We start from the raw sequence: 21105 nt of genomic DNA, 5'->3' as shown, positions 1-21105 counted from the left end.
CCTGCCGGACGCGACCCCGGAGGGTGTCGAAGCGAATGGCGCCCGCGCCCTCGAATCCGGCCTGCAGCAACGTTCAAGCATCCCGATCAATCTCTTTTAGCAAGGCGAACTGCGGCACCGCCGGCGGATTGATTCGCTGCGACCCCGCCGGGGTCGATGGGACTTGAAGGCTTGCCTCCCGGAGGTGGCGCTGCGCTAACCTCCGGCTACTCGCTGGCATCCCGCCGGGATGCTCGGCTCGCTGTCGCGATCCCGGCGACCCGATTACCGGAGGTGGCGCTGCGCTGACCTCTGGCTACTCGCTGGCATCCCGCCGGAACGTCGATTGTATAAGTGACGGATTTGATCGTAGCGGAAGGCGCCAAGACTTTTGCAGCGTGAACCCTCTCTGGCGTTTGCTTGCTGCGCAAACGCCGTCTCTCCCAGAGGGAGAGAATCTAAATGAGCTGGCAAAAGCTGCCGTTATACAATCGATGTCCCACGCAGCGAGGATGGGCGGCTAAAGCCTGCACACCAGCGCACGTTGGTGTCTAGCCTTTAGGCGACTCCGTGTCGTTGATCGTTTGCGCGTTTTCGCCCAGGTCACGTGATTGAATTCCTTCGCGTGGACGCGGTGGGATGAATGCTGAGTCCGGGAAGGCAGTGGCGTCGGTCTTGCTCGACTGAAACAACAGCGTGTGCAGTCGCGCCAACTCCTTCGCCGGGATCTTGATGACCTTGCGATCATAGGTCATCAGACCGTTGATCTCACCTTCCACGTCGGTCGTCTGGGTGTAGACACCGGCGGCGATGCCTTTCCCACGCAGTTCGTTGAGCATCTTCAGTGACGTAACGTAGCGGGCCTTGTATTCGGCTTCGTTTTGCGGCAGCCCGCCATAGCCCCAGTTGCGACGATTGGCATCCCAGAGATGGCCTTTGACGGGATAGCCGTGACCTCCAAATTCCCCCATGACTTTGATGTAGTCCTCGAAGCGTCCGCCGGCGCCCTGGTCGAACGGGAATTCGGGGTGGGGATACGCGTGGGCGTCGACGACATCACCGACCGGCCAGAAGTTGCCGCCGCTGGCGATGTTGACCAAGCGCGAGGGGTCGCGATCGACCGTCCACTTGCCGACGTCGAGCGTACGATGTTGTCCCCAGGCCTCGTTGAAGGGCACCCACACCACGATCGACGGATGGTTTTCCAGCAGCCCGATCATGCGTTCCAGTTCGACCATGAATTGCCGATGATGCTGGTCAGGCCAAACGGCGTCTTCTGGATCGGGTTGCAAACGCGTCCACTTGGGATTGTTGCCCGCGCTGACTTGGTCCTGCCAAACCATCATGCCCAGTCGGTCGCAGTGATAATAGTATCGACGCGGTTCCACCTTGATGTGCTTGCGAATCATGTTGAATCCGGCGTCCCGGAGCCACTCGATATCGAACAACATCGCTTCGTCGGACGGAGGTGTCAGCAAGCCGTCGGGCCACCATCCCTGGTCGAGCGGTCCCCAGTGAAAAATGGTGTCGCCGTTGAGCGTGAATCGCCAGTTCCCCTCGGCGTCTTGGGCTTTGCCGACGTTGCGAATTCCTGCATAGGACGCAACTCGGTCGAGCGTCACCGCGTCGGCGCCGACCAGGGTTGCTTCGATGTCGTAGAGGTGCGGTGACGAGGGCGACCAGAGTTTTGCGTCGGCAATCGTCAACTCGATCGCGTCGTTTCCCGATCCCTCCGCCACCACGTTGTCGCCGTCTTTGACGACGACGTGGACTTCGCCATCGCCTTGGACGAGCGGGGTGACGGTGATGCTTCCTGTGTCGGCGTCGGTAGCGATTTTCAGATCACGGATGTGGTTCGGTGAGACTTCTTCCAACCAAACCGTTTGCCAGATTCCCGAAACCTGTGTGTACCAAATTCCGCGTGCGTTGAGCGTTTGTTTGCCCCGCAGTTGATAGTTTTCGGTTTCATCTTCGACTCGGACGACCAACTCATTGTCGCCGTCTTGCAAGGCTTCGGTGATGTCGAACGTGAACGCCGTGTTGCCGCCCTGGTGTTTGCCGACGGACTGACCATTGACGAAGACTTCGCAGCGATAATCCACGGCTTCGAAGTTCAGCAGCGCTCGTTTTGATGCAGACGGTGTTGCCCGAAACGTGCGGCGGTACCAAAGCGCGTCGGTTGCGTCCAGCAGTCGCTGCACGCCGCCGAGTTTTGATTCCAAGCAGAACGGCACCAGGATCTCGCCGTCCCACCCGTTGGGTTGCTCGGTTTGCTCGACCGGCGTGATCGCATAGTCCCAGTTGCCATTCAGGTTGATCCAGTTGTCGCGTTGCAATTGCGGGCGGGGATACTCCGTCCACGCATTTTCCGGCGTGACGTCTGCGCCCCAGGTGGTGATCAATTCGGATTGGAACGGTTTGGTGTCGCGTGGCGGAGCGGGCAATTTGGGAACGTTGTCACCGTCGACCAGGTGAACGTCGATGAACTGGCCGCCACCGGTTTGACGGCAGTGGACGGCCAAGGTGTTGCGACCGAGCTTGAGCGCCGATCGTTTCGCGCGATCGATGGAAACGACTTGGTACTCGGTGGTATAGCCTTTGAACTGGCCGATCGGGATTCCGTTGAGAAAGACGTCGGCGTCTTCGTCATGGTGAATCAGCAGGGCGGGGTTGTTGGGAATCGCCGCCAAGTCAAATGATTTGCGCAGCCAGATGTTGTTGGTGGCCCAGACGGTTCCGACGCGTGCCCCCGGCGTATCTCGGGTGCCGAAGCCGCCGCCGGCTTCCTGCCAGTCCGAATCATCGAATGAATCCGATTGCCATTCGGCGGCGGGCTTGCCAAGGGTGTATCGCCAGGTGTCGTGGACGGCTTGGGCGTGACAGATGCTACTCGTGAACAGAAGGAACGCGAGGGGCAGAAGCGTGATTCGCGATCGGCACGTTGAGTGCGTCGCGAGTGGCGATCGATGGGGCATGGGGCAGTCTCGTGTGGGAGAGGTTGACTTGGATGGCATTCTAGCAAGCCAAATCCACTTCAAACTGAGACACGCCGTCGGAGTGTTTAGAGATGTTGTCAGACTATTCGACAATCATCACCCCGTTCATCACTTTCCAGTGTCCCGGGAACGTGCACAGGTAGGGATAATGCCCGGGTTGTGCGGGGACGCGGAAATAAACCGTGAATTTCTCGCCCGGCAACACCACATCGGTGTAGGCCAAGACATCGGTGGTGGAGGGGATGTAATGATGAAGGGCGGCGTCGGGATCCGAAATCGATCGGTCCGCCAAGACGCCTACACGCTCGATCGTCCCGGGTTTGGCCAAGGCCCAATTGTGCGGGACAACGTCGGGGTTGGAGAGCGTCAATGCGATCGGTTCACCAGCGCTGACCCGAAACGATCGCATTGCGTAGGACAGGTTGGTCCCGGTTTCGATCTCGATCTGGCGCGCCCCGGCAAGCTTCTTTCGATACGGGTTCGGCACGCTGCGGGTCGCCATGGCAAGGTCCGCGTGGATCGGATGCGGGTCGATCGTCTTGTCAATCGACAGGTAACCCGGGAAATCGGCGTAGGGCTTGTCGAGTTCATGAACCGTGATGAACAACTGATGAAACTGACCGGGCGACGATTGCACGGACAGATGCAATTGATTCGTCCGCTGGAGTTCGGGTAGTTCGAGGAAGACGGTTCGGTGATCGGCAAGGACATGGGCGGACTTGATCGGCAGATGATCGTGCCCCCGCACGCCGGGGTGCCGCGTCGAGAACTCGGGGGAGCCATAGCCCGGACCGTAGCGATAGTTCCAGGTCTGTGCGAAGTGATTGCCGGGGGCGGTGACCGTCGCTGCGTCCAACGGCATCGAAAACGAAATCACAATTCCATTTTCATGGACGTGAAAGCCGGTCGGCAGTTGAGCATCGCCGCCGTCGTAGCGCACGCGTTGGAAACAGCCATCGTCGGTCGTGTAGGAGCCCCAGCCCTGCATGCCGGTCACGTAGAGTTGGCCGTCGGTGGGGTTGAATCGTCCGCGGTGGACGCCCGAGCGGAATTCCCCGGGCAGCGGCACCACCGCGGCTTGGGCTTGTCCGTTGACTTGGTCACGAAGCACCAGAAAATGCGAACCTGCGCCGAAGGAGAAGTGTAGCAATTGGCCGGACAGGGGACCCCAGGAATCGCTGTCAACAAACACCTGGCCGCCGCTGGAATTGTCCAGTCCGCGCGGCAGATAGGCGAGCGGCAACTGCGGGGTTTGGCCGTCGCGGGGCCCGCCGTAGCCGTAGTGCGGCACACGCTTGTTTGCGCGTGTCGATGAATCTGCGGTATCGCCAGGAACTGCTTCAACCGGCACGGCGCAAATCATCGAAGCGGGAGTCCAACTGCCTTCCGAGGCGGGAACGGTCACAGTTCCGTCGGGCAGCAAGCCCAGGCCATCGGGGTTGCGAAATCCGGTCGCGATCACGTCGGCCCGTTGACCGTCCGGTGAAATACGGACCAAACCTTGATTCCCCGACGCGGTGTAAAAGTTTCCGTCGCGGTCACGCTGCAAGCCACAAATGAAATCGTGTCCGGCAGCCGACGTGCGAAAGGCGTTGCTGAAGCATTCGTAATAATCCGCTTCGAAGTCGCCGTTCAGATCGTGAAGACGTGTGATCTGGTCGCGGCCCAAAACGAAGATTCCGTCTTGGTCGACCACGATGCCCAAGGCATGGTGCAGCCCGGACGCGAACCGTCGCCAGGTCGCCTTGGTCGAAGGGGATTCGATGCCGGTCACGCGCCAGACGTCGCCTTGCATCGTGCAAACCAACGCGGAACCATCCGGCAAAAAGGCATGGCCGCCGCAGAACAACAAGGCGTTCCAGGGGTTCTCGGAAGGCAATTCGATCGTATCCACCGCGTAGGGTTTCGTCGTACCGAATCGGATTTCGGTTTCGATCGTTTGCGGCCATTGGGTCGGCGCGTTCTTTATGTGATGACGTAGCGGATGTTCTTCTGCCGGCGCGACGACGCGGACGAACTGTCCGTTTTTCACATCGGGCGCGTCGAGGAACGTTTCTTCGCCGATGCGATAGGCAAACACGACTCGATCGCCGAGTCGGTAAAAGCCCAGGTATTGAAACGGTGGGTCGGGTTTCTTTTGCCGCGGCTTGCTGAGCAGTTCACCGTCGATCCTCAGCCCGTCCAAGAAGCCGTGCCGGTGCGAGGAGAACTTGACAAAACCGCCGCGCCAAACGGCATCGTACGTCAACGTGTCGGGGTTGAAACAGGTTGCGAGTTCGCCGTGGTCGCCGAGACGCACGCACACGCCGCGAGGGAGGGTCGTCTTGCCGACGCGGAACACACCGCACATCAGGCTGCCGAGTTCGGTCTGGTTCCAGCGGTCGTTGGCCCAGGTGGTGTCGTTTTGGTTTCCCCAGTGACCCTGATCGCCGCCGTCGAGCCCGGGGTACTCGGCCAGCAACGGCGGGACGGCGGCTTGTTGACGGAAGAAGTTCGCTTGTTTGGCGTAGAAGTCATACACCCGATCGCGATTGACGTCGTGTTGCCAGCTGGGCCAATGTTCGGGGGCTAGCGGTCGTCGCTCGATCGGAAACTCCGCCGGTCCATGCGAGTGTGTCTGGGCGTGTAGGAGCAGCGTTTCCATCTCCGCGATCGGCAAGCCCTCCTCGGTCCCCAAGGTGAACAAGAATCGCAACAGACCGCTAAGGTCTTCGCGGGACATCGCACCGGCCAAATTGTCGGGCATCAGCGTGCCGACCTCTCGCTGTAACGCGATCTCGTCGATCGGGATCGCCGTCTCGGTCGGTTGATTGGCCGAGGGATCGCGAAGCACGAGTTCGCGATGGTCCTGACGCACCAGGTAGCCTTGGTGGGTCTGACCGGAATCGTCGAGGACCAGATGGGCGACGTATTCGGGTGGGATCTGTCGTTTCGGCCAGAGCACCGATTCGACCAGTTCCTCGGGTTTGCGTTGCTTGCCGATCGACGTCAACTCGGGACCGACGCTGCCGCCGTGGGGACCGATGCGATGACAGGACAGGCACGCCGAGTTGGCATTGGCAAACGTCAGCAGGCCTCGATGCGGATCACCATCGGCACGGGCTTTTTCGACCAACGCGGAGACCAACGCGGGCGAGTAGTCTCGGTTCTTGAAGTCCAGCCGCGCAGTGTCTGGTTGCGGCCCTTGCGCCCCGCCGCGCGGTGAGGTTTCCTCACTGCGCCACAACAACAGCGTCGTGTCGTCTTGGGTGGCATCGACCACCGGATCGGCGGGGATGTCTCGTACGCCCTCGGAAATGCGAACCCAGTGGACTTGGCCGCGACAGCCGATTCCTCCTTCGACCAATCGACCGATCGCCAACTTGTCCGCACGGCCATCGCGGCCTGTCGATCGGATCGGCTGATCGGCCACCGGCTTGCCATCGACGAGCAATCGCAAACGATTCGGCTGGTAAATCATCGACACGGTATGGGGCTTGGCATCACAGATCATCGCCTGGGAATGGACGTGATCGGGTTGCATCCCGGGCAGGTAGGCGGTGAAGTTGCCGGTACCATTATTGGAGAATATCTCCCAATGGTCGCCCGATCGTTTGGTGTCGTTGGCGACGAGGATGTTGTACCCGTTTGCATCGGGCAACGTGACGCGGCATTCGACGGTGATCGGCGGTCGTCGGTATTCCGGGCGGCCGTCGATCAATGATCCGACGCTGCCGGATGCTCGTTTGGGAGGTGCTGTCTCGGGTGAAAACGTACGGAGTGTCGGCTTGGGGCCGGCAGGCTGGCCGTCGATTTGTGGCAGCAACCAATGCAAACCGTCGAGGTTGTCTCGCAGTCGAAGTTCCACGTCATCCTGCGTGTGACCGATCAGGCCGACGGGGCCGTCGTAGCCGGAATCACGGACGGCGGCGAGCAGTTGGACATCGAATTCGCCTTCGCCCAGCGGCAGTATTTTCTGGCCACGCTGATCACCGTCCCGGGTCATGCCGTTCAGATTCAGGCACAAAAGGTAGGGCTTGAGTTGATTGAGAACAGCGGCAAAGTCGTCGATGTGCCCGTGACCATGGTGGAGGTTGTAAACAATGCCGACATGGTGGGCGTCGTGATGCTCTCGCAGGTAGTCGCAGACCGCGATCATGTTCTCCGGTTCGCCGCCCCAGCCGCCGTGGTTGTACAGTCCGAGTTTGCTGCCCAGCTTGCGTGTCTGCTCGACCAGTGGCAGCAACCGGGACGCGGCGGTTTTGATGCGATCCGCTTGCGTCGCACCTTCGATCGAACCGAGCATCTGCCAGATCTGCGGGCGCAAGCCATGTTTTTGGAACAGTTCCAGCGCCTCGTCGTGTGCACCCCAAAATGCGAAGTATTCGATCCCGTGTTTTTTGTATTGCAGGATTTCTTCTTCGAACGTCGGCACATGTTCGGCACGCCAATCGTAGGCGACACGGCGCAATCCGAGCCGTCGGACCATCTCGGCACGCTCGGCCGGCCCGCGCTTTTGCGAGTCAAAGGGAACGATGCACCAGGCAACCAGATTTTCGTCGCGAAGATTGGCGGGCGTCTCGGCGAAACATTGCGTGGTGACGGCGACGCCGAGTAGGATCGTCAACAGGACTCGTAGAGGGGCCATGGATGATTCAGTGTTGCACAGATTGGTTGGAAGCCGATTTCGTTTTCTTTCGGCCATTGTAAACCACGTCTCTGGTTGCGGCAGGCAATTCGATCGCAGGGACGACGGTCCTTTTGACACCAGGTAGACTGTGGTGGGATCGGACGATTCATTCCTTTTTTTTAGTAATCCATGAAACGACAATTCACCAGGTGGCTCGGATGCCTGTTTTTGTTCTCGATCGCGTTTGCACCCTCGAGCGTGTTGGCGAATCATCGGCCGAACGTCGTCACGGTGTTCATCGACGACATGGGGTGGTCCGACCTGTCCTGCTACGGCGGAACACGGACCTGGACGGAGAACATCGATGCGTTGGCGTCCGAAGGGATTCGCTTCACTAACTTTTACGTCAATTCACCGATCTGTTCGCCGTCGCGCGTCGCGCTGTCGACGGGGCAATATCCCCAACGCTGGCGGATCAGTTCGTACCTGGCCGCGCGGAAGCTGAACCGCGATCGCGGCATGGCGCAGTGGCTGGATCCCCAAGCACCGGTGCTCGCCCGTCACTTGCAGCAATCGGGGTACGCGACCGGACACTTCGGCAAGTGGCACATGGGCGGACAGCGCGATGTCGGCGAGGCGCCGCTGATACAAGCCTATGGATTTGACCGCAGTCTGACCAATTTTGAAGGCTTGGGGCCGAGAGTGCTGCCGCTCAAAGACGCCTACAATGGCAAGCCGCCGCAAAAACATGATCTGGGATCGGCCGACCTTGGAAGAGGGCCGATTCGTTGGGAAGACCGCTCGGTGGTGACGGCCGCGTTTGTCGAGCAAGCGGTTGAGTTTATCGATCAAGCACAATCCGATGGCAAGCCATTCTTCGTCAATGTTTGGCCCGACGATGTGCATTCGCCGTTCTTTCCACCGGAAGTCCTTCGAGACAAAACGGACGAGTCCAAGCGGGCCCTTTACTACGCGGTGCTCGATGCGATGGACCAACAACTTGCCAAGTTATTCGACCGCATTCGCAACGACAGTTCACTGCGCGAGAACACGCTGATCCTGGTCATGTCCGACAATGGGCACGAAGAAGGCGCGGGGGCGTCGGATCCGCTACGTGGCGCCAAAACGTGGCTTTACGAAGGGGGCGTGCGATCGCCGTTGATTGTTTGGGGGCCGGGACTGTTGGCCGAGGGTGTGGCCGGCCGCACCAACAACGAATCCGTCCTCTGTGCCTTGGACGTCAATCGGTCGCTTTATTCTCTGACCCAAACCGATCCGCCGGACGGCGTCTCCTTCGATGGCCAGGATCTTTCATCGACCCTGCTGGGGGATCAACGGGAAAGCCGAAGCGAACCGATTTTCTGGCGACGGCCCCCCGATCGTCCGGGGACGGCGCGTGAAGACAATCCGGACTTGGCCGTCCGCGACGGCAAGTGGAAGTTCTTGGTCAACTACGATGGCAGCGATCCACAGCTTTATGATCTTCAAGCCGACGCTTCGGAATCGAACAATCTCGCGAAACAACATCCCGACGTCGCCGATCGCTTGCGGCGCTCGCTGATGGACTGGAATGCGACGCTGCCCGTTGACGCGGGGGATCCGAACTGGTCGGGGCACCAACGCGTCGGTTCGGTTCCGCTCGATCAATTCGTCAACCCGATCGGTGAGGGCGCCGATCCCTGGGTGACGCGTGATCCGAATCAGACGCGTTACCTCTGGTGCCTTTCCCACGGCAACCGGGCGATCTCGATTCAGGCCAGTGATCGATTGACGTCGATGGGCAAGCCGAACATCGTTTGGACGGCACCGCAGTCCGGCCCCTATTCGCGCGAGATCTGGGCGCCGGAACTGCACCACTTGGACGGTCATTGGTACGTCTACTTTGCCGCCTCCGATGGCCAGAACCGGAACCATCTGACGTATGTGCTGAAGTCCAAGGATCAGGACCCGCTGGGCGAGTACGAGCTGTTCGGGCCGATGGCCACCGGTGACGGCCAGGACGGTGCTTCGCCCAACGTCTGGGCCATCGACATGACGGTGTTGACGCATGGCGAAAAACGCTACGCCGTCTGGTCGGGTTGGGATGCGCCCGGAACCGATCGACAGTACCTGTACATCGCCCCGCTCGCCTCGCCGACCGAATTGGGCGGCCCGCGAGTCCGGCTGTGCGACAACGACGACTACCGCTGGGAGCTGACCGAACCGGAGCAATCCGGGCGTGGGTTGAATGAAGGCCCGCAGGTGTTTCAATCGAAAAACAAAACCTCAATCGTGTACTCGTGTGGTGCCTCTTGGTTGCCGACGTACAAGTTGGGCATTTTGGAGTTTACCGGGGGCGATCCGCTGGATCCCGCTTCGTGGACCAAGCGTGACAAGCCATTGTTCGAGGGCACACGGGACGTCTATGGAGTCGGGCATTCGTGTTTTGTCCCATCGTTGGACGACCGCCAGTGGTGGCACGTGTTTCATGCCAAGCGAGATCGCAACCCCGGCTGGCGTCGCGCCGTTTACGTCCAGCCGATGAAGGTGGGGCGGCGGGGATTTCCGTTTCTGGAGTCTCCGATCCGGGCCGGCGAGTGGCTGGATCGGCCCTCCGGGGAAAAACCTCAAGAACTTGTGTTACCGATTCGTTTGTTCGGTGACGACGCGGGCGATGCGACCTGGTCTTTCTTTGGGCATCATCAGTTGATCGAAGTCGGACCGGAGGGACTGCATCTGGGACGCATTCCCCGTGATCCGATCAACGACTACCGCAGCGGCGAAAAAGTGGTGCTCGATGATCCGTGCCCCGCAGATTGTGTCGTTGACGTCATGATCGACTTTCAAGGCGAAGCGAATGCTCGCGATGCCGGCGTTTTGTTTCGCTGCAGCGGTCCGGCGGTCGGCTACGATGCCCAGCGTGGCTACTTTGCCGGGTTGATTCCGAAGACCGGGTTGGTGATCGTCGGCAAGATGAACGGATCTGCCTGGATCGAGCTGGCGCGGGCATCCACTCAGATCGATGTCACGCAGCCCCAAGCGTTACGCGTCCAAATGAAGGGCAACCAGATCACGGTCACGCACAACGGCCGGCAGCGTGTTTCGCTCTTGGATGAAACCTATCGATCGGGCAGCGTGGGACTACGCGTCGTCGACACGCACGCCGTGTTCTCTGATTTCACCGTGAGTGACGCGAAGGATTGAACGTCCGATGTGCACCATACGCAAGCGCCGAAGCGGGTCTCATTCAGAATCCACCAACCCGCGCAGCGTGAACTTAGAAACCAGCAGCGCGTTTTGGGTGTTGCCTGACGATGATTTCGTCGGTGCTTGTAGCAATTTTGGTAGCGCGACGGTTTCGAAGAAGGACGTGTTGGGACGTTTTCCCAGTTCGTCCAATTTCTCTTGAATCGACTGTCCACGTTTCGTTTGCAGCATCATGGGAATGTTGCTGCCGGACCGCGACCAAGCCTTGGTGCCGTCACTTTCGATCGTGAGCGTCGATTGGTAAACCTTCGCCACATAGGCTCCCCGGGCGATGTAAGAAACGGCTTCGTTCTTGGGGCCGCTGATGGCCGCCTTGATCTTGATCGCGGCACCGTTGCTCAATTTGTATCCGGCTTTTGAAATGGCATTTTTCAGATTCTGTTCGACCTCCGCGCGGTATTTGTCGGGGACGCCGCTGACATCCATCGCAACGTTGACACCGGGATGGATCAAAAACACGCTCGGATCATCCACGGCTTGCCGCAGGACTTCGGTCGCTTTGGGGTGGGGGATCGAAGTCGGAACGATCAGCCCGCCGCCGTCAGAGAGCAACCCCACAAACTCGGTTCCGCCGACCGACGTGATCACCGCCGCGTCCTTGTAATCACAGACGGTGATTCGCGACGGAATGTGCAACAGCAAATGGTTGTCCAGCAAGGCGTAATCGGGTGCCGGATAACTGAGGCCGTTCGGCGCAATCGGAGCTCCGCCCTCGCGCGAATATTCATCAATGGTTTCGCCCGTCTTCAGGTCCATGATCCGCAAGTTGTTGACGAACGAAATCAACATTTGGTCGCCGCTTTCATTCAGTTGCATCTTGGTCCACCCCAGACGCGGTTTCCCTTCCAGTTGCATGCTGCCTTTGGCTTGACCGGTCAACGGATCAACCAACATCAGAGTGTGTTCATCGAGCACGAACATCTGCTGTCGATCGGTGGTGCACGTGACCGCGAAATTCTGTGACAGGCGTGCGTGCCAGATCGGATTCAACGTTGCCAGATCAAAGCAGGCGAGGTGTCCGCTGTCGCTGAGAAGTATCAGGAGGTTGTTTGCGATCGGTACGGCTTTGATCGGACGCGCATGGGTCGTTTTTCCGAACGCCTTCTTGTCGGCTGGGAAAGGCACCCAGATGCCTGAACGCGTGACCTTGGTGCCGGTCAACGTCCAGAGTTGAAGTTGGTCACCGGTTTCAAAACCGTCCCGGTCGCCGCCGGTTCCTTGCATCAACACGGTTTTGCCGTCATTGAGCACCGTCAGCGGGCACATGTTGCACTCGACCGGTTCGGAATTGATTGCCTTGCCCGAGGGCAAATCCACCAACGAGATACGGCTGAGCGGTTTTGGCGTGCTGAACGTCCACGTGTAACCTGCGACACAGCGTGCGGCCAACGGGTTGATCTGTAAACGCCGCATGCCTTCAAAGAAGTTTGCTTTCGCCGGCAGCGAGGCGGCTTTCGTTTCAAACGGTAACGCGTTGTTGACCGGCGGCGTGTAGTTCCACTGACTCTCACCGAAACCTGGGTCCATCGTCGGCACACTGTCCCAATTGATCGCCGGCGGATGGGTCCACGCCGACATCGACGGGTTGCCGGTGTTCGCCGGAGCGGCCGGAACACGGACGCGAGGACTCGGTTCGGCATCGACCATTTCAAACGGATTTTCGCCGGCATTCAAAAAATCTCGGTCGGCCTGACTGAGTCGCGCGACTGGGATTTTCAGCGTCTTGCCGGTGTCGGTCTTCAAAAAGACCACTTCGTCTTGGACCTGGATCAAACTTGCCGTGACGCGAAACTTGCCGGTCGAATCGGTCCAAGTTCGTGGCTCATCGGCGCGACCCGGTGAGACAAGCAGTGCGATGCAGACGGTGAACGTGACAACAAAAACGCAGTCTCTGAGGTGACGTGTTCGCATGAGTCGGGATTCTCGACAAGGGCAACAAGACAGTCATCGAACTCAGGATACACCATCATCGCGGTGTCGTGCCAAACACAGACGGACCGAAACGCAAGCTGGAAGCTTACGCCACTAGTTGTGCCAGAAGGTTGAGGCTTTGGAGGCGGTGTAGGCGACGTCCAGGTGCGGGGTGTCGATCGCTTTTTCGCCGGCGTGCAGGCTATCGACGCCGCCGATCACCATCCCGGACGTGAGCAACGTGCGTTCGATCGGATACGGCGTTCTGCCTTCGATCATCGTCGTTTCGAGATGGCGGACGAGCGGATTAAAAAAGTCGGCGGTGGTCGATCCGTGACCGGGCATGGGCAAGTACATTTGGCAGGAAACGAGCGTGTCGTCGGCGAGCATGCCGGCGTAATTGAAGTCGCGAATCCCGGTCAGCAGCATGGTCGTCCGCAGCCCGTCGAGGTGCTCGATCAAGTAGCCCGTCGTCTGTGGCATGGTCTGACGCATCCAGTCGATCGACGGGACGTCGGTCGGGAACCCGCCTTCGACCGGCAGATTGTGACTGCGAGTGAGCGCGGCGACGACAAGCTTTCTCGTCCGACGGCAATCATCCGATGCCAACCGGTCCCAAAGGTTGGCGCCCCGCAAGGCGTGGATTCGTTTGACGCCCGTTTCCCCTCCGCCGCGGCGCTCGGACATGCACTGGGCGGTTTCCAACGCATGGATGTCGTAGCTGTCGATGCCGCCATAGGCCACGCAAACACTCTCTTTCAGCGCCGCGCCGTAGGGCATGTCGATTGCGGGAAGACGTCGCGTGACGGGAAGCGAGGACCCTGCGAGCAACGGGAACCCCAGACGTCGCGAATCGTCCACCATTTCGACGCATTCCTCCCAGTCCGTCGACAAGTGTTTGTCGTTGAAGACCGGCACGCTACGTTCACTTTGCTGAAAGACGTTGACGATACGTTTGAACCAATCGTAGCGTGGATAGAGATGTTGTCCTTTTTCGTTGCGTGGGTAATCGCCGTGTTCGCCGATCACGACCACGCCGTCGACGGCCAAGGTTTCGCCGCCCAGCGTGAGGGCTTCTTCGATCGTCGGGAACAGTCGCAGACCGTGGCGTTTGACCCGCTCGCGGCCGAGATCGTCGTCGGGAAACTGGTCGATGAATACCGACGCGACATCGACGCGCGGTTGTTGCCATCCGCCGTTCCAACTGTATCCCAGCGTGTGGCGATCGAGAAAGTGTTGGGCGTGCGAGTGCCGTCGCACGACGGTGCCCAGGAACGCGATCTTGGGACGCCGGCCGGTGACCGCAGGCGAGTCGGCCGAAACCGTCGGCTGTGGACCGACCATTCCCCGCGTGAAACCGAAGGCGCCAAATCCGAACAGCGTTTTTGTGCCGGTCCGAGCCAGGAAACCGCGGCGGTCAATCTTCCAGGGGTGTCGATTCATCAGGAACGTCTCTCCAAAAAATCCAAAGAATGATCGCGGCGATGGCGGGCAAACACGAGGCCGCCGCCAGGCCCAGGTCGTAGGAACCGGTCACGTCGACGAGCCGGCCGAACAGTTTCTGGGTGGGCGGAACCAGGAACCAAGCCGTCACCCCGGCGATCCCGGTGATCTTGCCTTGGTGTTTGCCGGAAATGTCTTGCGTGAAGGCGTGATAGAGCGGAAACATGCCCAGCGCCCCCGCTCCGCCGAACAACAGCACGGCCAACAGCACCCACCCCTTGGGCAACAGTGGCAGGGTGAGCATCGTCAGGCAGAGCACGGCACAGGCGGTGAAAACCATCTGTCGTGAGCGTGTCGGCGTGAAACCTTTCGCGCACAACCACAACACGACCGCTCCGACGCCGAGGCATCCGACATCGGTCGCGGCGAACCAGGCGGAATTGAACAGCAGGGTATGGGTTTCGGTGTAGTCACGACCTTCTTGAAGGAACAGGTGCAACCAGGCGCGAAACAACTGCCACGTCGTGTTGATCAGGCAGACGATGATCAGCACCACGACCATGCGTCGTTGCAGCAACACACGCCAGGGTGTGGCTTGTTTGCGTTGCACGGCGTCGGCTGCCAGATCCGTCGATCGAACGATCCCAAACCAGGCGGACACCCACAAGATGCCGATCCCGCCGACGATCGCAAACGCCGGTCGCCAACTGCCGACGTCGTCGGTCAACAACGCCAGCATGATCAGCGGCGCAGCGACCGCTCCGATCGAAGTCCCGCTTTGCAGCAAGCCGTTGCCCATCGTTCGGCCGCGGGCCCGCGTCAAACTGCGGACCACGCGCACGCCACACGGCCAGTGCCCCGCTTCGAACACGCCGAGCAGCAGTCGCAGCCAAAGCAGATCTTGATACCCGCTCGCCAACGCCGTGGCCGCGGTCACCGTGGACCATGAAATCACGACGACGGGATACAACCAGCGGACGGGGACCAAGTCGGCGAGCACGCCGAACACGATCGATCCGATCACGAACCCGTATCCGAAGACGGCTTCAATATCACCGTACTGCTCGTTGACCAGATCAAACTCCTGCATGATCCGCGCCGACGCACTGGCCAGCGTCTGGCGATCGAGATAGTTGAGCGCCGAGGCGAGCAGCAACAGGCCACAGATCAGTGCGATCCGGACGGGGCTGACCGATGGCGCCGCCTCGTCTGCCGGGGCTGAGTCGAGCGTGTGTTTGGATTCATCCATCCCAAGATTGGCCATCCCATCCGGCGACGCGTTCAATGAAACCGACCACCGCGTCGGCGAAGAGTTGAAGCAGCTGTTCGCCCTTTTCCGCGGTCGCGGCGGCCGGGTCGCCGACGTGTCCGGGGGCGGAGCGATCGGGCATCGTCCAGGCCCGCGACGCGGGCAGGAAGGGATTGCCGAACGGGATCTCGGCGACCTGCGTGTGATCGTGAACCAGTTGCGGTGCCAGTCGCAGGATCATCGACGTTTCCCATTCACACGCGTGACCCATTTCGTTCTGCCGCAAACCGGCCAGCTGGGACGACGGATCGGCCAGGTGCCAGTAGGTGGCCGCCAGCAGCAACAAGTCTTGGCGGTCTCGATAACGTTGCCGCAATTCAAAGATCACCTGTCGCGCCGGCACGTCGTTGCCACCATGACCGTTCAAGATCACGATGCGGCGGAACCCGTGGCGGATCAAGTTATCCACCAGGCCGCTCAACAAGTCGAGGTAGACGCGTGGGTCGGCCGAGAGCGTGCCGGGAAAATCCATGTGGTGGTGCGAATTGCCGAGCCACATCAACGGCGCCACCAAGACGGATTCGGCCAACGATTGATCCGCACGCGCCACGATTTCTCCCAGCAACATGCTGTCGGTAAAGACGGGCATGTGCCGACCATGTTGCTCCAACGCCGCGACGGGAATGATGACCGGTGTGTTGCGATCGAGCGCATCGACAACCGGCCAAGTCAGATGAGCGAGTTCCATGGTGGGCGATCGGAGGAAGGGGAACAGGGAAGGCGGGGGTCGCACTGCCGGCGGGGCGAAGTTGCGACGCAGGCTGGAGATTCTAACCGGCATTGTGCCCCGCCGTGTTGACGATGGTCGAAAAGACCGATTGTCGATAGAATTTCGATGGATGGAGAGGTGGCCCTAAGCAACCAGCGGGAAACCGGTGACACAAACCGGTGACACAATGAACGCCCCGACAAATGAAAACGACGGCTTTGAGGGGCTGCCTTGGGTCAAGGCCCTGAGCGACGGGATCAGCCAAAGTGATCAGCGGATTCGATTGGCCGGGCTGACCGACGGTTGGGCCCTCGTCAATCATCGCGGGCGCGTGATTCGCGATGCGATGAAGTGTTTCTACGAGCGGGTGATCGCGGAAGCTCCCCCGCGGGGCGCGATCGTGATTTACGCCCTGGGAGGAACTGGACGAGGAGAAATCTGCCCCGGCTCGGATGTTGACATCGGCATCATCGTCGAGAACATCGAAGAGAACCAACACTTCCTGCGGCACCTATCGAGTCGGCTGAGGGTGTTCGCGCCCCGCGTTCCGGGGCTGCGAAACGTCGTCAAAGCGAACGCCTTTCCGGATCTGAAAGACCGCGAACATTTTGATTTGAAATCACGGGTCGCACTGCTCGACTGCGATCTGCTGGTCGGCGATTCGGAATTGGACCATCGGATCCGACGCGTCTGCCGAGGGCGTGCGGCCGAGTTGGGACTCGATTTTATTTTTGCGGTCAACCAAGACTTGAGGCGGTTCGATCAGCTGCATCCCCAGCCGCCCGGCGACATCGGAGGGTTTCACGTCAAGAATGGAAAGGGCGGTCTGCGCGGCTTTCAGTTGGCGATGTGGTTGTACTCGTTCGAACGCTGGATCCCGTCGCTGCAGGTGTACCAGCAAGTGCGGAGCACCAGACGTTTTGATCGCGAGGGTGCTCCGTCGGCGAACGTCTTGGAAGCCGTCGGCGTGATTTTTTCGACGCGTTGTTGGATCGAACAGCGGCGTGCCGCTCAGGCAGCCGACCGGTCAAGGGACTCCGGTGAAAAATTGGTCTCGCCGCTGTTGCTCGATGCCGCCGACATGGAGGCGTTCTTGTATCGTTTCGGCGCCGGAGGGTTGACGAAACTGCGCAACGCGCGGGATGTCATCGATTCATATCGTCACGAGACCATGGACCGACTGCTCGAACGCGGCGTCGTCGTGCCGGACACCGATGGATTGGTGGTCTGGGGATCGGACGGGTTGCGGATCGGAACGGATGCCTTGTTCAAGGACGCGACGGAGATGTTTTACAGTTTGTACCGCGCCCAACAGCGATTCTTGTTGCCCATCGATCGCGCCGTGAAACGCGCCGCTCGGAAGAACATCTCCGAATCGTTGCGTCCGGATCCGGCGCTGATCAAGCTGATGGTGTCGCCGGGGCCGGTCTATCCGGCGATCAAAGACTGGTTCGACTTCGGGGTCTTGGAAAAGCTGTTGCCCGGTTTCGGAGAGCTTTCCAATCAGCTTTATCAGCCGGGGCATCGGGCGGCGACCCTGACGCGAGCGGCTCGGGCGGTCCAACGGTTGGAGGGGTTGGAGTACCTCGATACGTTGAAGCGGTCCGCGGTCACCTCACGCGACGAAGCCTATTTCTTGCGTCAATACCAAGACATCGGCGATTCAGGTCGTGGTGCATTGCGGCTGGCGCTGTTGACCGACGAGATTCCTCAAACGGTTTACATGTCTGCCGCCCCGTCCGGCGCCCCCGGCTATGATCCGCAAATGTATGGCGAATCCGTTCGGCGTTATGTCAACGAGCATCTCAGCAACCTGCCGGGACTCTCCGGGCCGACCCTCCGCACGATCGAGTTTCTGCTATTGAAGAAGCGTGAGTTGCTCAAGTGGGCCGAAGCGGGAAGCCATCCACAGGTCTTGGAAAGTTGGCGGCGGGAAATCGAACGCTTGCATTCGCGCGATTCCGCCGACACGATTCGAGCCCTTGCGCTGTTTGCTTATGCCGCGTTTGATTTTCGCAATCCTCAGGGAGTGGCTCGCATTCGCTTGGAACCGGAGCAATGGCAAAAGATTCAAAACCTGACGCAAAACTTGTTGCATGGCGAATTGGGCGTCGGCGGCCGATCGTTTGAAGATCACTACTTTGACCCCACCGGCCAGCGGATCGGTGCGTTGCTGCCCCACCGGCTGCTGGCCAGTCCACACGTCGACAACTCGCTTCGGCAAACCTACGAAGGCACCGAGACGCTCGATCCGCAACGCGCCCACCGGATCATCTTTGCCTTGACGGCGGTCGTGCAAACCGGACGCCCCAAAGTGGAACTCAAACGTGACGGAGACTACTACCGATTGACGCTGTATTCCTGGGACTTTCCGGGGCTGTTCTGGCGGGTCGCCGGCTCGTTGCATGAAATGGGATGCGCCATCCGGTCGACTGATCTTTACGAAATCCCCGATCCCGCCGGCCACGCCACCGACGGCGAAACGCTGCCGCCCAACGAGCGACATCTGATCGTCGACGTGCTCACCTTTGATGCCACGGCCGTCTCGAATGAGAATTGGGAAGATGAAGTCAAACGGCGGATCTGCAGTCGGCTTGAGAACCCGGATGAACGGTTGGTCGATAACACGGCAGAGATTCTCAGGCCCGTCCTCGACACGCTTTATCCGCAGTTGACCGATCTCGGGGACGGCCGGATCAAGTTTTCCTGCAATTCGCCCCCGTCCGATCAAGGCACCCGTTACGCGATCAGCCGACTGCTCTCCGAACGGGCAGGCGCCAGCATCGAATCGATCGTCCGAGACGGGACACGCGATTGGCCGGTACCGCGAATGAATTTCTACGTGCGTGTGGACAGAAGCGTCGAAGCGGTCGCCGAAACGCTGCGCGATGATCTGGGCGATGTGGCCATCGACGCCGAGGTCTTGGTGTAACGCCCCCCGCGCCCCGCACGACCGGTCGCTGCGCGGCCTCACGGGGTGGCCTCACGGGGTGGCCCGTCCCCGGCCCCAAGCGGTCGCCCGCGAAAACGAGACGGGATGTGCCCGTTGCCCCCCGCTGCCGGGCTGGGTCGTGCATGATGGATGTCTCGACGCGCCGTCTGAATTGGCGGAGTTCCCTCATTCATCACCTTGGCACAAGTCGCTCCTGCCGATTGCGGCCCACAGTTTCTCGAAGAACCCGAGGTGGTGCGGTTAACCGAAAAATCAACGCGACGGTCCAGCGATCGAGCAACACGAGAAGCAGAATCCTTGATGGATTGCGAACTGAGCACGAAGAGTACGATGAACCCAGACATTGCGAAAATCGTTGATGGCGAAAACATGCCTTCGCCTCCCACCATTGCCGCTAGGCTTCTGGACCTGGTCAACCAACCTGACGCCAGAATCGCTGACATCACCAAAGTGATCAGTGCCGATCCCAAGTTGTCGGCCAAATTGATCGACTATTGCAATTCGCCGATCGTCGCTTCGGCCCGGACCGTCGGCAGCTTGCAGCAGGCGATCCCGTTGTTGGGCATGCGAACGCTTCGCTTGCTGTCGTTGTCTTTCTCGCTGATGGACACGCAGGGACAATCGGGTTTTCCCTATGAAGAGTTTTGGCGTCGTTCGCTGGCGACGGCGATCGCAGCCAAGCTGATCGCCAAACAAGCCGAACAGAACGCCGACGAGTCCTTCTTGTTGGGGCTGGTGTTCAACATCGGCGCGATGGGAATCGGTAGCGCCTATTCGGATGAATTGGCACTGCGATTCGAATTGGATGAGCTGTTGGACAAACTCAGCGTCGACGTCGAACGCGAAATTTGCGGCGCCGACCGCTATGAGGTGGGCAGCTGCCTGTTGGAAAAGTGGAACTTTCCGGCCGCAATGATCGAGGTTTTAAAAACCTACGACCCCGATTCCTCTGACCTGCCCTCCAAACTGTTCTGCGTCGGTCAACAGGTCGGCAAGTTGCTGCTGTCGGCCGAACCGGCGGACCGAGAAATCGTTGGAGTCCGCAAGGCCGCCGGCGAGATGCTGGGCATTCAAGACGAGCAGTTTGACGACCTCTTCGACGCGATGATCGCCGAATGGAAAGGCTACGAAACGCTTTTCAATTTCGAATCGATCGCATTTGATTCGATCAAGGACCTGGAAACACGGGCCAAAGAATCCATGGTCCAGATTTCGCTGGGCATGGAACGCACGATTCGAGAAATGTCGGAACAGCAACACGAGCTTCGGCAAATGGCGCTGCTGGATAGCTTGACGCAACTGAAGAATCGATCCGCCTTTGACGCTGAAGTCTTTCAGCTGTCCAATCAGTTTCGTCGGCAGTCCCAGTCGTTCGGATTGATCATCGCGGACATCGATCACTTCAAATCCTTCAACGACACGTATGGACACGCGGCCGGTGACGATGTGTTGCGTGAAGTCGCTGCCTGTTTGAAACGAAACTGCAGACAGTACGATACGGTGTATCGATTCGGCGGAGAAGAATTCGTCGTGCTGGTCGGCAATTGCGATTACGACTCCACGCTAAACGTTGCCGAACGGTTGAGAAATGCGATCGAGACGTTGCAGGTCGACGTCGGTGGCAACCAGTTGTGTGTCACAACCAGTCTGGGTGTTTGCTGGGTCGACCGCGGACGCCACGACAACTTCAACGCACTGTTCGAAAAAGCAGACGCCAGTTTGTACGAAGCGAAACGCAAGGGACGCAACAACTGCGTCGCCATCACCGCCTCCTCGGCACATCATTCGGTGATCGACGCGGCGGGAAGTCATCCGAGCACCCAGGCGCCGATCGGGGCGGCCGCCACGGTGGTCAGCCCGCCCCAGTAGGCGGCCACTCGCTGACCGGCCGGTTGTTCTCAACTGTGATCGCATTCAATCAACAGGCGGTGACGCTACGTGGTGGGCGTT

At 59.8% G+C, this 21105-nt stretch carries 9 protein-coding genes; 3 read left to right on the top strand and 6 right to left on the bottom strand.

The features are described 5' to 3' along the window. Window positions 1-530: 530 nt before the first annotated feature. The gene (locus NZK35_RS25060; RefSeq protein ID WP_259635266.1) at window positions 531-2954 is read right to left on the bottom strand and encodes a glycoside hydrolase family 2 protein; all 2424 of its coding nucleotides are present in this window, start codon (window positions 2952-2954) and stop codon (window positions 531-533) included. A 103-nt stretch (window positions 2955-3057) separates the two neighbouring features. After that, complete coding sequence (locus NZK35_RS25055; RefSeq protein ID WP_259635265.1) at window positions 3058-7602, bottom strand: DUF6797 domain-containing protein; 4545 nt, start codon at window positions 7600-7602, stop codon at window positions 3058-3060. A gap of 171 nt (window positions 7603-7773) precedes the next feature. Here NZK35_RS25055 and NZK35_RS25050 point away from each other — a divergent pair, with 171 nt between their 5' ends. Next, window positions 7774-10767, top strand: a complete 2994-nt coding sequence (locus NZK35_RS25050) for a sulfatase-like hydrolase/transferase (RefSeq protein WP_259635264.1) — start codon at window positions 7774-7776, stop codon at window positions 10765-10767. Window positions 10768-10806: 39 nt separating this feature from the next. Here the strand turns inward: NZK35_RS25050 and NZK35_RS25045 are convergent, their stop codons facing one another. From NZK35_RS25045 to NZK35_RS25030, 4 genes are all read right to left on the bottom strand, one after another. Next, the gene (locus tag NZK35_RS25045) at window positions 10807-12741 is read right to left on the bottom strand and encodes an SHD1 domain-containing protein (protein WP_259635263.1); all 1935 of its coding nucleotides are present in this window, start codon (window positions 12739-12741) and stop codon (window positions 10807-10809) included. 114 nt (window positions 12742-12855) lie between these two features. Next, complete coding sequence (locus NZK35_RS25040) at window positions 12856-14184, bottom strand: hypothetical protein (RefSeq protein WP_259635262.1); 1329 nt, start codon at window positions 14182-14184, stop codon at window positions 12856-12858. Continuing rightward, window positions 14159-15433, bottom strand: a complete 1275-nt coding sequence (locus tag NZK35_RS25035) for an MFS transporter (protein ID WP_259635261.1) — start codon at window positions 15431-15433, stop codon at window positions 14159-14161. The genes NZK35_RS25040 and NZK35_RS25035 overlap by 26 nt, the downstream gene beginning before the upstream one ends. Continuing rightward, window positions 15426-16181 (bottom strand): creatininase family protein, encoded by a 756-nt coding sequence (locus NZK35_RS25030; RefSeq protein WP_259635260.1) that lies wholly within the window; start codon window positions 16179-16181, stop codon window positions 15426-15428. Before NZK35_RS25030 ends, NZK35_RS25035 begins: the two co-directional genes overlap by 8 nt. 208 nt (window positions 16182-16389) lie before the next feature. Here NZK35_RS25030 and NZK35_RS25025 point away from each other — a divergent pair, with 208 nt between their 5' ends. Both NZK35_RS25025 and NZK35_RS25020 read left to right on the top strand, forming a co-directional pair. Next, window positions 16390-19134 (top strand): nucleotidyltransferase family protein, encoded by a 2745-nt coding sequence (locus tag NZK35_RS25025; RefSeq protein ID WP_259635259.1) that lies wholly within the window; start codon window positions 16390-16392, stop codon window positions 19132-19134. 351 nt (window positions 19135-19485) lie between these two features. Continuing rightward, on the top strand, window positions 19486-21024 hold the full coding sequence (locus NZK35_RS25020) for a sensor domain-containing diguanylate cyclase (RefSeq protein ID WP_259635258.1): 1539 nt from the start codon (window positions 19486-19488) through the stop codon (window positions 21022-21024). Window positions 21025-21105: the final 81 nt, after the last annotated feature.

It is taken from the genome of Stieleria sedimenti (assembly GCF_025060895.1).
Classification (GTDB): Bacteria; Planctomycetota; Planctomycetia; order Pirellulales; family Pirellulaceae; genus Stieleria; species Stieleria sedimenti.
Note: the sequence above shows the minus strand (reverse complement) of the source record. Positions and strands in the feature narration are given on the sequence as shown.

What these genes read in the sequence shown, in the direction of transcription:
- NZK35_RS25060 (WP_259635266.1), bottom strand. Translation starts at nt 2,954, where the DNA reads ATGCCCCATCGATCGCCACTCGCGACGCACTCAACGTGCCGATCGCGA.
- NZK35_RS25055 (WP_259635265.1), bottom strand. Translation starts at nt 7,602, where the DNA reads ATGGCCCCTCTACGAGTCCTGTTGACGATCCTACTCGGCGTCGCCGTC.
- NZK35_RS25050 (WP_259635264.1), top strand. Translation starts at nt 7,774, where the DNA reads ATGAAACGACAATTCACCAGGTGGCTCGGATGCCTGTTTTTGTTCTCG.
- NZK35_RS25045 (WP_259635263.1), bottom strand. Translation starts at nt 12,741, where the DNA reads ATGCGAACACGTCACCTCAGAGACTGCGTTTTTGTTGTCACGTTCACC.
- NZK35_RS25040 (WP_259635262.1), bottom strand. Translation starts at nt 14,184, where the DNA reads ATGAATCGACACCCCTGGAAGATTGACCGCCGCGGTTTCCTGGCTCGG.
- NZK35_RS25035 (WP_259635261.1), bottom strand. Translation starts at nt 15,433, where the DNA reads ATGGATGAATCCAAACACACGCTCGACTCAGCCCCGGCAGACGAGGCG.
- NZK35_RS25030 (WP_259635260.1), bottom strand. Translation starts at nt 16,181, where the DNA reads ATGGAACTCGCTCATCTGACTTGGCCGGTTGTCGATGCGCTCGATCGC.
- NZK35_RS25025 (WP_259635259.1), top strand. Translation starts at nt 16,390, where the DNA reads ATGAACGCCCCGACAAATGAAAACGACGGCTTTGAGGGGCTGCCTTGG.
- NZK35_RS25020 (WP_259635258.1), top strand. Translation starts at nt 19,486, where the DNA reads ATGAACCCAGACATTGCGAAAATCGTTGATGGCGAAAACATGCCTTCG.